General features: G+C 60.5%; 12 protein-coding genes and 3 pseudogenes. 5 read left to right on the top strand and 10 right to left on the bottom strand.

Annotated elements, in window-relative coordinates; genetic code table 11:
• Positions 1-11: 11 nt before the first annotated feature.
• The 6 genes and pseudogenes from tnpC to V5B40_RS22785 form a co-directional block, all read right to left on the bottom strand.
• A pseudogene (gene tnpC, locus V5B40_RS22810) lies at positions 12-767 on the bottom strand (IS66 family transposase); the annotation flags it as partial.
• A 237-nt stretch (positions 768-1,004) separates the two neighbouring features.
• On the bottom strand, positions 1,005-2,111 hold the full coding sequence (locus V5B40_RS22805) for an IS91 family transposase (RefSeq protein WP_332353824.1): 1,107 nt from the start codon (positions 2,109-2,111) through the stop codon (positions 1,005-1,007).
• Positions 2,108-2,263 (bottom strand): annotated as a pseudogene (locus tag V5B40_RS22800) (tyrosine-type recombinase/integrase); the annotation flags it as partial. The gene V5B40_RS22805 and the pseudogene V5B40_RS22800, both read right to left, overlap by 4 nt.
• A complete protein-coding gene (locus tag V5B40_RS22795) occupies positions 2,191-3,024 on the bottom strand; it encodes a tyrosine-type recombinase/integrase (protein ID WP_332353823.1) in 834 nt (277 codons plus the stop codon). The pseudogene V5B40_RS22800 and the gene V5B40_RS22795, both read right to left, overlap by 73 nt.
• Before the next feature lie 208 nt (positions 3,025-3,232).
• On the bottom strand, positions 3,233-5,074 hold the full coding sequence (locus V5B40_RS22790) for an IS1634 family transposase (protein WP_332356701.1): 1,842 nt from the start codon (positions 5,072-5,074) through the stop codon (positions 3,233-3,235).
• A gap of 302 nt (positions 5,075-5,376) precedes the next feature.
• Complete coding sequence (locus V5B40_RS22785; RefSeq protein WP_332356700.1) at positions 5,377-6,777, bottom strand: site-specific integrase; 1,401 nt, start codon at positions 6,775-6,777, stop codon at positions 5,377-5,379.
• Positions 6,778-6,901: 124 nt separating this feature from the next.
• Between V5B40_RS22785 and V5B40_RS22780 the strand changes: the two are divergent.
• The 3 genes and pseudogenes from V5B40_RS22780 to V5B40_RS22770 all read left to right on the top strand — a co-directional run bounded on the left by V5B40_RS22780 (position 6,902) and on the right by V5B40_RS22770 (position 10,198).
• Positions 6,902-7,859, top strand: a pseudogene (locus V5B40_RS22780) (IS1595 family transposase).
• A 32-nt stretch (positions 7,860-7,891) separates the two neighbouring features.
• On the top strand, positions 7,892-8,194 hold the full coding sequence (locus V5B40_RS22775; protein ID WP_332356699.1) for an AAA family ATPase: 303 nt from the start codon (positions 7,892-7,894) through the stop codon (positions 8,192-8,194).
• Between the two features lie 564 nt (positions 8,195-8,758).
• Positions 8,759-10,198 carry a DUF294 nucleotidyltransferase-like domain-containing protein gene (locus tag V5B40_RS22770; RefSeq protein ID WP_332356698.1) on the top strand — a complete coding sequence of 480 codons (1,440 nt, stop codon included), beginning with the start codon at positions 8,759-8,761 and terminating at the stop codon, positions 10,196-10,198.
• Positions 10,199-10,292: 94 nt separating this feature from the next.
• On the opposite strand, the gene V5B40_RS22765 is transcribed toward V5B40_RS22770, so the two are convergent.
• Positions 10,293-10,586 carry an ArsR family transcriptional regulator gene (locus V5B40_RS22765; RefSeq protein WP_332356697.1) on the bottom strand — a complete coding sequence of 98 codons (294 nt, stop codon included), beginning with the start codon at positions 10,584-10,586 and terminating at the stop codon, positions 10,293-10,295.
• 251 nt (positions 10,587-10,837) lie between these two features.
• On the bottom strand, positions 10,838-11,353 hold the full coding sequence (locus tag V5B40_RS22760) for a phasin family protein (RefSeq protein ID WP_332356696.1): 516 nt from the start codon (positions 11,351-11,353) through the stop codon (positions 10,838-10,840).
• A 257-nt stretch (positions 11,354-11,610) separates the two neighbouring features.
• Between V5B40_RS22760 and V5B40_RS22755 the strand changes: the two genes are divergently transcribed.
• Together V5B40_RS22755 and typA are read left to right on the top strand one after the other, a co-directional pair.
• Positions 11,611-11,997, top strand: a complete 387-nt coding sequence (locus V5B40_RS22755; protein ID WP_332356728.1) for a group II truncated hemoglobin — start codon at positions 11,611-11,613, stop codon at positions 11,995-11,997.
• 79 nt (positions 11,998-12,076) lie between these two features.
• The gene (gene typA, locus V5B40_RS22750; RefSeq protein WP_332356695.1) at positions 12,077-13,912 is read left to right on the top strand and encodes a translational GTPase TypA; all 1,836 of its coding nucleotides are present in this window, start codon (positions 12,077-12,079) and stop codon (positions 13,910-13,912) included.
• A 54-nt stretch (positions 13,913-13,966) separates the two neighbouring features.
• Here typA and V5B40_RS22745 read toward each other — a convergent pair whose 3' ends face one another.
• Together V5B40_RS22745 and V5B40_RS22740 are read right to left on the bottom strand one after the other, a co-directional pair.
• The gene (locus tag V5B40_RS22745) at positions 13,967-14,560 is read right to left on the bottom strand and encodes an ACP phosphodiesterase (RefSeq protein ID WP_332356694.1); all 594 of its coding nucleotides are present in this window, start codon (positions 14,558-14,560) and stop codon (positions 13,967-13,969) included.
• A complete protein-coding gene (locus V5B40_RS22740; RefSeq protein WP_332356693.1) occupies positions 14,557-14,943 on the bottom strand; it encodes a DUF3301 domain-containing protein in 387 nt (128 codons plus the stop codon). The genes V5B40_RS22745 and V5B40_RS22740 overlap by 4 nt, the downstream gene beginning before the upstream one ends.
• Positions 14,944-15,094: the final 151 nt, after the last annotated feature.

The raw sequence follows: 15,094 nt of genomic DNA, 5'->3' as shown, positions 1-15,094 counted from the left end.
CCGCGTGCAGCTCAGGCAGGCAGTTTGATCGGCAGCAACTCGTCGATGCGGCGGTTCGGCCACGAGGGGAGCTTTTCCAGCGTGTCGGTCAGCCAGGCCATGGGCTCGATGCCATTCAGGCAGGCGGTCTGCAGCAAAGACTGAATCACCGCCGCACGTTTTCCGGCGGCTTCGGAACCGGCAAACAACCAGTTCTTTTTCCCGACGCAAATTGGTCGGATGGCATTCTCGACGGGGTTGTTGTCGATCGGGTAGAAGCCATTTTCCGCGTAGCGGGCGAAGGCGGCCCAGCGGTTCAAGCTGTAGTCCATGGCGTTGGCCAAGCCACCCCCATCGGCCACCGACTTTCGGGTGTGCAAGAGCCACAGCTGCAGGGCAGGCAGCCGGGGCTGACTGTACGTCTTGCGCAGAAGCGCCCGTTCCTCCACCGTCTTCCCCTTGGCCTGGGCCTCGATCGCATACAACTCACCGATACGACGCACCGCCTCCGCGGCGATGGGGCTGCCGTTTGCCTGGTGAAGCTCGAATAGCTTGCGACGGGCATGCGCCAAACAGGCGAGTTCGATCACCTGACCCCGAAACAAGACCTTGTAGCCACCGAAATCATCGACCATCAAGGCCCCTGTCCAGGCACCCAGGAAATTCACTGCATGCACCCCGGCCCGGCTAGGCTGGTAATCGAAGACGATGATCGGTGGGTCATTGCCCAACGAATAAGGATAGATCGTGCGCAGCCACGATCTGATCCGTTTGTTGGACGAGCCCGGGCCGGAGGGCTGAGCGCCCCTTCTGCAAATATCTTTTTTGGATTTACCACGCAGGCATAAACGCCGGAGGGCCGGGAGCGAGAAGTCCCGGCGCGCTGCTGGACAGGCAACGAAGATCTTGCGAATCCGGCCGTTTTGGCGTCCCGGCCACCGAACTCCGGGCGACCGCATCAATCAGCTTGGGGAAACTGAAGTCCCGAACGCGGCCAGATAGCGCTGTGAAGGCGGATTACATGATCAGATGGCGACCGCAACGACCGGTGGCACAGCAACGACACCGGACGACGTCGATCGAATCCGCGTCCTGACGATCACCATCACGGCGCCACAGCACGAGCAAAGCATCGCTGGCCGCTCCTTGCGCGGTGGCGTGAAGCGGCTGGGATCGAACTTCAGCAAGAGATGCAGCAAGCCGATCAGGCGCTTGCAATTGGCGTGCAGGAAGCCGAAATTGCGCGCGCGGCGAAAGCCTTTGGGCAGCACGTGCTGGAGAATCAGCCAGAGGAAATCAGCACCGGTGAGCGAGCGCTTTTCCGACTTGCCGGTTTTCGCGTTGCGATAGCGGAAGCTCACCCGGCCATTCTCGCAGGCAAGGATGTCCTGTTCACGGATGACACCGCGGTAGAGGTAGCGACCGAGGTAGATCAGCGCCTTCTCGCCGCTGCCCACCGATTGGCAGTGCGCCACCCATTCCCGCGGATAGCACGCCGGCAAGCAAATGCCGGCCGCCTCGATCGCCGCCAGCATTTTTGCCCGGAACACCTTGGCCATCGCCTTCTCGTTGAACAGATAGACGCCGTTCTTGCCGCGCCGCTTGCGTCGCCAGCGCTGCTTCGCTGCATCGAGCGCCGCCGCAGGGACGACGAGATGGACATGCGGGTGGAAGTCGAGCCGGCGCGAGTGCGTGTGCAGGACCGCGATCGCCCCCGGCGTGCCTTGTAACTGCCGGTCGTTCTGGCTAAAGCGGTGCACCGTTTCCCAGGCACAGCGCATCAACAAATCGAAGACGACGTCGGCGTGCGCTGCAGCGAGCCCACGCAATTCAGCCGGCAGCGTGAAGGTCAGCAAAAAGTAGTCGGCCGGGACGAGGCGCTGCATCTGACGTTCCAGCCATTGCTGGCTCTCGTGGTGCTGGCAGTGCGGGCAAAGGCGATGGCCGCAGGAATGCGGAACGAGTTTTTGGTGATCGCAGCCTTCGCACTGGACCTGCATCATCGGGCTGGCCGGGCTGCGGCAATCGCGCATCGCCGAGAGCGCCCGAAGCTGCTCGAAGCTCAGCCGGTGGCGAAATTGCGTCATGAAGTCCGCTTCGAACTGGGCGATGACAGAGCCGAAGCGGATCATCGCGGCGTCCCCTTGCCCACGCGATAGCCGTCCATCAGCGCGTTGATGCGCTCGATGGCGTGATGCCTGGTTTGATCCGTCAGATGGGTGTAGCGAACGGTCGTGAGAATCGAGTGATGGCCGAGAATGCGCTGCACCTCGGTGAGCTCGACGCCGGCCTCGACCAGGTGCGTGGCATAAGCGTGGCGCAAACTGTGTGGCGAAATGTTTTTTTTAGCCCGCAGGATTCGACCACCGCTTTCAGTGCTTTCTGAACGCCGCCGCGGTCGAGCGGCGTCCTGGCCGTGCGTGCTCCCGCCGAGCCGCCGCGGCGATTGGGAAACAGCAGGACGGGATGACGGTGGCGCTGCCAGAAACGGCGCAGGAGTTGGTAGGTGGCCGTCGGCAGCGGCACCAGGCGATCCTTGTTGCCCTTGGCATCGCGGATATGCACACGCCCGCGCGCGCCGTCGATGTCGGCGACCGTCAGCCGCAAGCCTTCGCCCAGGCGCAGGCCGAGACTGTAGAGGGTGAAGAAGAAGACCCGGTAACTGAGCACCTGCGTGGCCAGAAAAATCCGCTCGGTCTCCTCGACCGTGACGATGTCCGGCAGGCGCTGCGAGCGCGGCGGTTTGATCAGACCGGGCGCCACCCAGGGTTTCTTCAGCACGTGCTCGTAGTAGAACTTGAGCCCGTACAGATCGAGCTTGAGCGAACTCCAGGAGTGCGTCTCACGCAGGTCGGCGAAGTAATCCAACAGGTCGGACTCGCTCAGATCGTCGATCTGATGAGCGAAGTAGTCTCCCACCCGGCGCACGGCGCGCGAATACGCCTCGATCGTCTTCGGCTGCAAGCCCTTGAGCGTCAGGTGCTTCTGGTGGAGCTCGTAGTTCGTGTCAAAATTCGTCGTTGCGACAGCGGATATGTCTTCCATCTTGCGGTAACCTCGCATTCATCATGAACATCCCTCGGATGAGGGGCGAGGTGACATCTTGACTTCAACACGACTACAGCGCCGCCGTTTCCTCCGCGTAGCGGCTTCGTCCAACCCCTGTTTAACCTACCCCAAAAAACCTCTTGCATAATCAATTGCTTGCAGGGCAAATGAATTTCTAATGGCACAACAAGCGCGTAATGTGCTGTCAGGCGATCAGTTTTCGGAGTCCTCCGGGTTGTGAGTGGATGCCCAAGGCGCGATAGATGGCCATTTGCTCTGGCTCGGCGTTGGTGGCCTTGCGGACATGGAGCGTGCGGCCATCGCGCTGGCGGAAAGTCGTCGTCGTCCGGCACTGCATCGAGAGGGTCTCGCGCAAAGTCGTCCAACTGTCGTGAATGCCAGCCGCCTTCAGCTTGACGCGAAGGAACTGCACGCACTGGTAAGCCAACACGGTAATGAACAGATGGCCGTCGGCGCGATCTTCCTTGTGATGGTAGATCGGGCGCAAGCCCAGCTCGCTCTTCAGGCTGCGAAACACACTTTCCAGGTCAGTCAGCAGAGTATAGGTGCGCCAGAGCCGCTCTTCATCCCAGTCGAGTTGATTGGTACGCAAGCAATAAACGCCTGGGTGTGTCGCCTGGCTCCCCTCGCGGGGCACCTTCTGCCAGGTGATCCCGGTGACGCGCTTGCCCGACTCGTCCGTCACCAGGTTTACCGTGTAATGCTGGCTGGTGCCGCGACTCTTCTGCTTCAGTCGACCGAGTCGTTCGAGCAATTTGTCTGGGCGTTTCTCGGCACGCGGTTTGGCCAGGCCATCGAGCATTTGCTGCAATCCGGCTTCGAAGCGCTGGCTGAAGGATTCGAGCATTGCCTCCTCCTTGAGTTGGCGACCCGGTGAATGGCAATTCAACTGAAGCTCTTGACCGTCTTCACTGAGCGTCTTCTGCAAGTGCAACGGTTGCTCGTCGGCGGTCTCGATCGTGATCGCCTGTGTTTCATCGAACTGCCGGGTTCCCCCGCGACGAACGACCAGGTAGCGATAACCGTGTTCGACCAGCCAGGCGACATTGGCTTCGCTGGCGATGCCCGCGTCCATGATCACCAGCGCCCCTGCCGGGGCGGCCAAGCCGGTCAGCATGCCGGCAAGCGTGCCGGCTTCGCTGACATTGCCTTCGAAGGTCTGCGAGCGGCGCACAAAACCACTGCCGTCGAGCACCAGGCCAAGGGTCACCAAGGGGCAATCGCTACGCTTCTCCTTGGAACGGCCACGCTTGGCCTTGCGATTGCTCGGGACTTCGCCTTCGAAGTAGGTGTTGGTCAGGTCGTAGAGCGTGATCGTCTCTTCCAAACCAAAGAGCGTGCGAACGCGGCCAAACAAACGTGCTTCAATCACCTCCCGATGCTTCATCAGGATGTCCGAACCCCGGTAAAGACCCATGTGTGACATCGACAGGAAGTCGACGTCGATCAGTTCGCCCAAGGCGCTGTGCGTCTGCAGCCAGTTCCAGGTTGCCCGCTCGGAGCCCGGATGGGCCATTCTGCCGATCAAATTGCCGATAATCGACGCCCACAGAACGCCATTAACGCCCAACTCCCGCAACTGGTCGATGATGCCCAGTTCGGCCAGCGCATGCAGGCCGACGTGCTCGACGCCGACCGAACGCGGCTGCATCGTTTGCAGCGAGTCAACATCGACTTCGACGAATGTCACCGGCGGACGCGGGTTTTCGGCAGGGTCGCTGGCCTCTGTCGCCGACGCGTCGCTCATCGGTGCCCGCACGATCAGCTGCCCGGCGTAGCGCTGGGCCGCACTTTCGATATGACCTGTGCATGACAACGGCAGCAGCGCTTCCTGGGGCTGTAGCAACTGTTCGATACGACGACACAGTATCGGCCAGTCTTCCTGCTTGATTGCGAAATAACGCCCGAGATTCAGCAGGGTGATCTGACGGACCTTGCCTGCGATGCGTTCGCCACGCACCAGCCGGTAGGTGAAGTAGCCCTCGCCGGTGACCTTGTTGTTCGTTCGTGTCTGTCGGATATACATGCCCACGATCGTACAAGAAATGCAAGGGAAAAAACCAGAACGGCAAAACTATTATGGCACAACATTTCACCTCCGGAAAACCGCCTCTTTCAAATCAACGACTTAAAATCAGCGCGGGCTAGAAAAACCCGAAATATGACAGCGAGGTGTTAAAGGGAGGTTGGGCATCCACTCACAACCCGGAGGACTCCGAAAACTGATCGCCTGACAGCACATTACGCGCTTGTTGTGCCATTAGAAATTCATTTGCCCTGCAAGCAATTGATTATGCAAGAGGTTTTTTGGGGTAGGTTAAACAGGGGTTAACATGATGGCATCTCCGACCAGGGTTGGGCAATCTGCCGCAAGGCGCTGACATCCACCTTGGCGTAAATCTGCGTGGTCTCGATCGAACGGTGGCGCAGCACCGTGGCGATATCCTGCAATGACGCTCCTTGCCGCAACATTGAGGCGGCCAGCGAGTGGCGAAGTACATGCGCGGCGCCCCGGCTGGCGCATTTGACCTGAGCTCGGCGCATCGCTTGTTCGACAATCACGGAGACGGCACAATGATTGGCGAAGCCTCGAAACGGCGCACGCGCACGAAGAAAAACGGCGTCGGCATCGCTTTGCGGTCGTCCCTCCAGCAGGTAATCCGCAACGGCTTGACCGACCTCTTGAGTCAGCGGAAAACGTGTGGTGTGTCGGCTCTTCCCGCAGACCGTAATCCAGGCGCCCTTCCAGTCGATATCGGCCAACCGCAGTTCAACAATGTCACCAGCCCGAAGGCCAAGGCGGGCCAACAAAAGCAAAATGGCACGATCGCGCTTCCCGAGCGGAGTGCTCAGATTGCACGAAGCGATCACACGCTCCACATCATCACTTGGCAGATAGCGTGGTAGCGACGAAAGACGCCAATGTGCGACAACCGGAATCGCCGCATCCAGACCCGCTGGGCACTGACCTTCAGCGATCAGAAAACGCAGGAACATGCGCACCGCTGTTGTACACTTCTTGGCCGCCGCCCATCCGGACTTCTGGACTGCTTCAAGGACAAACTGCCGCAAACCCTGCGCATCCAGGCGACGCGGATCACCGCCGACACGCGCGATCAACCGCCGCAGCGGGATGCTGTAGTTATACAAGGTCGCCGCACACGTTCCGCGTTGCTCACCCATCCACTGCCCGAATGCGCAGAGCAAAGCCGGTTCGGTAGAGCCCGGTGTCTTCGCCCGTGCGCAGGCGAAGACACCGCTCGCACGCTGAAGCTGTTCGACGAACAAGCGTGCACCGCGCAACACATCGCGCCGGTTGCCATGACCGTAGCCTGGGCACCGACACTGCTTCAGATGAAGAGCGAAGCGTGAAACCACCTGATCGTCAAAACCGTCAGCAGCTATGCCCGCCTTGCCTGCCCAATACAGAAAGTGTTCCGCCCCACGAATATGCCTACGAGCCGTAATGCGCGCATACCCCGCCTCGCTCAGCGCTTCCGCAAAGCCAGCGAGCAAATCTCCGCCAGGACCACCGCGAAGCGCTCGAATTCGTCCACAAGAATCAAAAAATCTCTCGAACATGACCTCTCCTTTCATGGATACCTTTGGCCGGATGACCATCGATATTATGTGGAGTGGATCAGCCTGGGCTGCCGCCATGCTCTCTTGATTCAACAGGGAAATCTTGCCGTTCAGAGCCCTTGGCTCTGCATAATCTTCAACTCGCATTAAACAAATGGCTCATTATGGATTCTAGGTTGGTGCGCAACGAAAGCGACGTTAGAGGCGCACTAGACAACGCCCAAGGAATTCCGTATGCTCTCCTGGGAAGGAACACCTAGGAGAAAGGGGCATGTACACGACGCACACTGCCAGCACTGGGCTGGTTAAAATCCAGGACCTTATCAACGATGCCAAGTGCTTCGAAGTCGTTCGGGACCTGCGCTGGCCAGAGGGTGTTCGCTGTCCGCATTGTGCGGACGAGCACGTTATCAAGTTTGGTCGCGATGAGACCCAGGAACATCGCCAGAGGTACCGCTGTAAGTCCTGTGAAAGGTACTTTGACGACTTAACCGACACGATCTTCGAAGGGCATCACCTACCCTTGCGCACTTGGATCTTGTGTTTGTATTTCATGGGGTTGAACCTGTCGAACACGCAAATCGGCAAGGAACTGGGCCTCAACAAGGACGACGTTCAGAAGATGGCGACCCAACTTCGAGAAGGGGTAGTCAGTCGCAAGCCCGCCCCAGCGCTCCAGGGAACCGTTGAGTGTGACGAGGTCTATGTGGTGGCGGGGCACAAGGGACATCCTTTGGCAGTAAAAAAAACACCGTAAGGGCCGCAGAAACCGCCTGAAGGGGGCTCGCGGTCGCGGCACGCTTGCCAAGGAGAAGCCTCCGGTTTTCGGCATGATCCAGCGCGGCGGTCAAGTCGTCATCCGCATGCTCGAAAACGTCCGCCAAGTCATGATACAAGCGCTGATCCAGGCCACCATCGCGCCGGGCACCCTAGTGCTGACCGACGAGTATGACATCTACGGCCGTCTGCCTGAGTGGGGCTACAATCACAAGACCGTCTGCCACAGCGCCCGCGAGTACGCCCGCGATGAAGACGGCGACGGCTTCCATGAGGTTCACGTCAACACCATCGAGGGCTTCTGGTCCTTGCTGCGCTCCTGGCTGCGGCCTCACCGCGGCATCTCCCAGGAAAGTCTTCCTCTCTACCTCGGCTTCTTCGAGTTCGTTCACAACGCCAAAAATCGCGGAAAGCGACTTCTCGAATCCCTCTTGGGGTTGCTCCTCAGCTAACAACCCGAAGCCCATAATGAGCCTTGTCCTTTATGGAAAGCCAACTTCGCGCAACAATTCACCAGAAGATCGTTGATTCGCAGGCTCTGCCGCTGCCAAGGCTCACGCGTCGTGATATCTGGTTGCCAACCGTCAAAGGCAAGGCCACGGCGATTATCGGTATGCGCCGGGCCGGCAAGACCAGTCTGCTGCGGCAAGTTCTCGCCGATCGTGATGCGCATGGCACGTCACGCGAGGGCTTGCTCGATATCAGCTTTGAAGATGAGCGTCTCGCCGACCTGCTGGTCGAAATATTCTACCAACTTTGCCGCGTCGGCTTCGCCTCGTCGCAATGACGTGCGGGCGATCTGGAGCCCAACCTTGCTGCCCTCGCGTTTCCCCCTACAAGCGCCCCAATCGAAAAATACTCCAGCCCGGTCCGGCGTCGCGCAACTCGTCGGTGTTCGGCTTGAACGCCAGGCCCCAGAGCGCGGTGCCCCGCGCGGGCGTCCGCTTGGCATATTCACGATTCTGCGCATGTCGGTGAGGGGGTTTCCGTCGCGTGCACCACAAGCTTGAGTGCTGGCTCGCGAGAGACATCGTTGATCAACGTCAGTGTCGCTCATTATCCGGCCTGCTGGAAAGCGCGAGCGTACACCATGGCAAAATCCCTGCTCGATGCAGCCGGCAAGAGCCGACTGGTGCGCCGATGCAACCATGGCGGTTGGGCAAAATGACAGGGCTTGGCTGCGCTGCTGCACAGGGCGGGCCACGGGGACTCTGCCAGGCGGGTAGCAGACTCTCACCCCTCACCAGTGCTAGAATCGCGCCTCGTACTTTCCCGTCCGGTGTTGGCTTCGCTCTCGCACCTCGCACACCGCCGGGGCAAACAACAAGCCGACAACAAGGAACAGCACACGATGGCTGAGGAAGGTGAGTTTTTTCGCCCGGTGAAGGATTTTTGTCAGCGCACGGTCGTCACCTGCAAGCCGGATGACGCACTGGTCGATGTGGTCAGCATCATGCGCGAGAAGAATATCTCCAGCGTCGTGGTCTGTGACCAGAAACTACCCTGCGGCATCATCACCGACCGCGACCTGCGCAACAAGGTAGTCGCCTCGGGTACCGACCCCTCGACGCTCACCGTCCGTGCGATCATGAACAGCCCGCTGGCGGTAATCGGCGAGGACGACCTGCTCTATGAAGCGCTCTACCGGATGTCACGCATGAAGATCCATCGGCTGGCAGTCGTCGATGGCAAGGGCAGACTCTCTGGAATAATCACCGACAGCGACATCATCCGCCTGCAATCGCACTCACCGCATCAACTCGTCCTCGACATCGAAGCAACCAAGGACATCGACGAAGTAAAGGTCGTGTACGGCAGGATTCAGAGCCTGGTCCTGCACCTCAGCGGCAGCGGCACCAGCACGCGCGACATGGTACGACTGATTGCCCATCTCAACGACCAGATTCTCTTGCGGCTGATCGCGCTGATGCGCGCCGGCCGCTTTGCCGACTTGCCTGCACGCTTTGCCTTTGTCGTCCTCGGCAGCGAGGGACGCGGCGAGCAGACCCTGCTCACGGACCAGGATAATGCCATCGTCTATGGCGACGAACTGAGCCCCGCAGAAATCGCGCAGATCGAAGACTTTTCGGAAGAGCTGGTCGCTTCGCTGATCACCATCGGCATCCCGCCCTGCCCCGGCGGCATCATGGCCAAGAACAAGGAGTGGCGGCGCAGCATTGGCAAGTGGCGCGAGCAGCTCGACCGCTGGCTACGCACACCGACCCCGAAGCATGTACTCAGTTGTGGCACATTTGTAGACATTCGCACGATATACGGCGACCGTTCCTTTGAACGGGAGCTCAAGAAACAACTCTACGAGCACGTGCAGCGCGACAAATTGTTCCTGATGCGAATGGTCGAGAGTACCTTGCGCTTTGCACCACCTCTGGGCTGGTTTGGCAAGATCAAAGGCGAAAGCGGTGGCGAGCACTCCGGAATGCTGGAGATCAAGAAAGCCGGCATCTTTGCCATTTCCGAGGGCGTCAAAGCGCTGGCGATTCTCGCCGGCAAGCTCGAAGGCAGCACCCACCAGCGCCTGGAGGCGCTGGTCAAGGACAAGGTGATCAACCCGAAGATGGCCGACAATATTGCCGAAACCTTCGATTTTCTGGTCCTGATGCGCTTGCGCGGTCAGGTCGAAGCCGTGCGTGAAGGGCGCAAACCGGATAACTACATTCCCCTCAAGCGTCTCAACATGATGGAACTCGGCCGCCTGCAGCTGGCGCTCAAGGGAGTCGAGAAATTCCAGGAGTTCGCCAAGGCCCACTTCAACCTGAATCTGCTCAGATAGGACTGACTCTGGCCCGCGCGACCGCCCCCGCGCCAGCTTTGCAAGTGGCGCCCTGGCAAGGCCACCGGCGCCAGGTTTGCGCAGACCGACGAGGTCAGTAGTTGTTGGTCTCGCTATTGTCGTCGACCTTACTGTCGTCGGCCTTTTTCACACCCGGCTTGCGTCCGCGCGCCGGCGTCGGCGGATCGCACGACAGTCGGCAGCTGGTACCCTCAATCTTCCGACCGTCAATGAAACGGGTCACCCGGCAACAGATCAGGTCTCCCGATGAAGCGAGCCGCGCGACCTCGTCGCGTAGTTCGGCGATCGGAATATCGAGCGACGCTGCCATGTCGACATCGAGCTGCTCGCCGTTGGCTCTGAGGAAAGCAAGGATCGAATCGGTCATCTGAACTCCCAAAGAATGCTTTTGCCAGTCGGCAAAATGTGTCAGTGTGCGCCGCAGATGCCATTCTGGCAAATCGCGCCCGGGCACAAGCCGGTTCTGACGCCTGCGCAGGGCGCATCACGGCAGCTATGGGCCGGCATAAAAGCAGCGCGGAAACGCCCACTGTGCTCAGCGCAAAAAAAGCCCAGTGCTGTAACACCGGGCTTGAACGAAGTCAGCCACCAGAAAGCACTGGCGACCGATCGGTCTGGTCAGGCAGTCTTGGCAATCATTTTCACTGCCGGTTCGGCACTGGCTTCGGTCGCCGGCTTGGCGATCTGGGCCAGGTTGGCAAGCATCGAGTTGACCATTGACAGCATCGCCTTGCCCGACGACACCGCAAAAGTCACACCCGGAGGGGTGTTCTTCCTGGCTTCCTGAAGCACTCCGACCACACCCCTGCCGGCCTGCGACAGTTGGCCACCCAAGACCTGGACGACGGCTGACGAAGACTCGTTGGAGATATGGTAAGCACGACGCGAATAGGCGACCGACTGCGAGACGGCGGCAACCGCCATGGGTTGTTGCAACGCCTTGAGGCCGGCCATATCGCGAACCTCGGACAAGGCCTTGAAGTTCTCGGCACCCTGTTTGGCGACGGCACGTGCCGTATGAAGATTCAGCGCAGCCAGTTTGCCCATTCCGTCAAGCGACGCATTGACCACCGACTTCCACGCTTCCAGGCCGACCTGGCTCTTGCTGGTGAATTGCTCAGCTACGTTGTACACGATACTCTCCTTGAAATTGCGAAACCGAAACACCGCCCGGGCTGCTGCCGCCTGAAGCCGTTTGCTGCACTGCAGCGGATGAGCCATTCTAGCCTTCGGACAGTGATTGTCAAGCACTTTTGTTGCGTTGCAACAAAAGCAATGCAGCAAGCCGCGAGCGACAGACAGAAGGCAGTCACGCGCGGATCCCGCGCGATATTCAGCACGGCGACCAGCACGCCTTCGGCGACGCACACCATCGACCTTGAATGAGTGCCATGCAGGAACAGACGCCCTACCTCCTCATCGGCGGCGAAGCCACCGTCGCCAGCCTCTGCGAACGCTTCTACGAACTGATGGCAACGGTCCCCCAGTTCGCAACGATTCGCGCGCTGCACCCTGCCGACCTGCAGTCCTCGCGTGACAAGTTGTTCATGTTTCTTTCCGGCTGGCTGGGCGGACCCGACCTCTACGTGCAGAACATTGGCCAGCCGATGTTGCGCCGACGTCACTTGCCTTTTGCGATCGGCGAGGCCGAGCGTGACCAGTGGGTGGCGTGCATGCTGCTGGCCATGGAAGCGGTGGGAATCGAGGAAGCACTTCGCCAGAAGCTGCTGCTTTCCTTCTTCAAAACGGCCGACTTCATGCGCAACCACCCCACCTAGGCGAGCGGTATTTTGCAGCGCAGCACGGCTGGCCCGCCTGTGATAGAATAACCGCCCCTGTTGAGAGGCTTGACCCCTTATGTCCCGTGCCATCCGTAACATTGCCATCATTGCCCACGTCGACCACGGCAAGACCACGCTGGTCGACAAGCTGCTGGTTCAGGCGGGCTCCTTCTCCGCCCACCAGCACATCACCGAGCGGATGATGGACTCGAACGATCTCGAGAAGGAACGGGGGATCACGATTCTGGCCAAGAACCTGGCGGTGGACTACGGCGACGTGCATATCAACATCGTCGATACGCCGGGACACGCCGACTTCGGTGGTGAAGTCGAACGGGTTCTGTCGATGGTCGATGGTGTCCTGCTGCTGGTCGACGCCGTCGAGGGTCCGATGCCACAAACGCGCTTTGTGACCAAGAAAGCGCTCGCCCTCGGTCTGAAGCCAATCGTGGTGGTCAACAAGATCGACCGCGACGGCGCGCGGCCGGACTGGGTGGTCGATCACACTTTCGACCTCTTCGACAAACTCGGCGCCAGCGACGAGCAACTCGACTTTCCGGTGATCTATGCTTCCGCGATCAACGGCTATGCGACGCTGGATCTGGCACAACCCTCGCCGGACATGCGGCCGATGTTCGAGACCATTCTCAAGCACGTTCCGCCACCGCACGCCGACGAGATCGATGGGCCCTTGCAACTGCAGATTTCAGCGCTGGACTACTCGAGCTACGTTGGGCGCATCGGCATTGGCCGCCTGCAGCGTGGCCGCCTGAAGCCGGCCCAGCAAGTCGCCATCATGTACGGCCAGGCAGATGCCGACGGAAATTTCGAGCACGGCGCACCAAAGACGGCGAAAGTCAATCATGTGTTCGGTTTCCAGGGCCTGGAGCGAGTACCGATGGACGAGGCCGTTGCCGGCGACATCGTGCTGGTAACCGGCATGGATGACCTCTCGATCGGTTGCACCATCACCTCCATCGAGCAACCCGAAGCGCTGCCGATGCTGCGCATCGACGAGCCGACACTGAACATGACCTTCATGGTCAACAACTCGCCCTACGCAGGGACTGAAGGCAAGTTCGTCACCAGCCGGCAAATCGGCGAGCGCCTGCGCAAAGAGTTGCTCACCAATATGGCGCTGCGTGTCGAGGAGACGACCGACACCGACAGCTTCCTGGTTTCCGGTCGCGGCGAATTGCATCTGACCATCCTGCTCGAGACCATGCGCCGAGAGGGTTACGAACTGGCCGTCGGGCGCCCGCGGGTGATTGTCAAGGAGATCGACGGCGAGCCGTGCGAGCCCTATGAAATGCTCACTCTCGACGTCGAGGAAACACATCAGGGCGGGGTCATGGAAGCGCTCGGCTATCGGCGCGGCGATCTGCAGGACATGTCTTCGGACGGACGCGGCCGCGTCCGTCTCGAATATCGCATCCCGGCGCGCGGCCTGATCGGTTTCCAGGGCGAGTTCCTCAACCTGACGCGTGGCACCGGGCTGATCAGCCACGTTTTCGACGAGTACGCACCGGTCAAGGGAGACATTCCTGGCCGCCGCAACGGCGTCCTGATCTCGGCCGAGCGTGGTGAAGCCGTCGCCTACTCGCTGTGGAAGCTACAGGATCGCGGGCGGATGTTCAGCAGCCCTGGCGACAAGCTCTATGAGGGCATGGTAATCGGTATCCACAGCCGCGAAAACGACCTGGTGGTCAATCCGATCAAAGGCAAGCAACTGACCAACGTCCGCGCCTCGGGCACCGACGAAGCGGTGCGCCTGGTGCCACCGGTAGCGCTGAGCCTGGAGTCGGCCGTCGAGTTCATCGCCGACGATGAACTCGTCGAAATCACCCCCAAGAATATTCGCATCCGCAAGCGCCTGCTGACCGACAACGAGCGCCGACGCGCCTCGCGCTAAGGCTGATCGGCGGTGCTTGAGCGCGTTTGGGCCTGTGAGCCTTTGAGCGCTTGACTACGCGCGCTGTCGGCGGAAGCCTTCGGCGAAGGCCATGGCTGCCGGAAAGAACTCGAGAAAGTCGCTTTCAAACTGGGCGTAGCACTGCACAAGTTCGCCCCCTGCGCCGCTCAGCGTGTTGCTGCGTTTGAGCCGGTGCACGGCGATCTGGTCGAGCGCCCGGCCCACCGCCGCCGGCTCACGATAACTGGCCAGCCAGTCCTCCTGGCACATTCTGGGCAGAATCCGGGCCAGACGATCGGGGAGCGGTCGCCGGGAGAGCAGCGCATAGACGGCGGCCGAAAAGGATTCCAGCGGCTGCGTGGAAAAACGCGCCCAGTGCGCAGCCAGGAAATGATCGTAAAACATATCGACGACGATGCCGCTGTAGCGGCGACGCTCGACGCTGACCCGTTGCCGGCTGCGCGCAAAAGCCCGGTGCGCATCCGCGAAACTGTCGATGCGCCGGTGCAACAGCAGCCCTTGCACGACGGCCGTGCTGAACTGTGGCGGCGCTGGCGACAGCGGCCCCTTGACGAAATCGCCGAGCAAGCCACCTAGGCGGTAGTCGTCGTCGGGCCCGGCCAGCAGCGCGTGTGCCAGGTAGTTCAAGACGGCAGGCGGGGAAACGGTCGATTCTGCTTGTCGTCTACCGTGTCTGCCGTGTCTACCGAACGCAGACGCGACCGGTTCGAGTGCGGCAAGTGCAGCGTCACCAGCTCGCTGCCGAGCAGCGTTACCTGACCATCGCGACGATTGTTACCGGTATCGCTGAACTCGAAACGATAGACGCGACGCAGTCGCAAGCGACCCTCATCATCGCGTCCCGGGCGCAAGGAAGCGAGCGCAACGGTGTCGTCAAGAAGCAGCAGATCCTCGGCAGCACAGGCCGCGCGAACAGCTCGCATGCCGGCCTCGCGCGACTGGAAGCTGTCGAACCACAAGGCACCGCCGGCAAGCATCGCCAGCAGGCTGAGCACCTCCGCCCAAGGCATCAGCGGCTGCCGCGGGCGCGGCCAGCGACACCCATGCTACCGCCGCAGCTGGCGGCCCGGCGGCGCCGAGCGCCGCAACCTGAACACTTGAATGTCATCACCAATGGCCTCGTTGTCACAAGTCGCGGCAGCGCCGGGTCACCGCCTGCAC

Origin of the sequence: Candidatus Accumulibacter meliphilus (assembly GCF_036625345.1) — a bacterium.
GTDB lineage: Bacteria > Pseudomonadota > Gammaproteobacteria > Burkholderiales > Rhodocyclaceae > Accumulibacter > Accumulibacter meliphilus.
The sequence above is the reverse complement of the archived record's forward strand: the minus strand, read 5'-3'. Positions and strand labels throughout refer to the sequence as shown.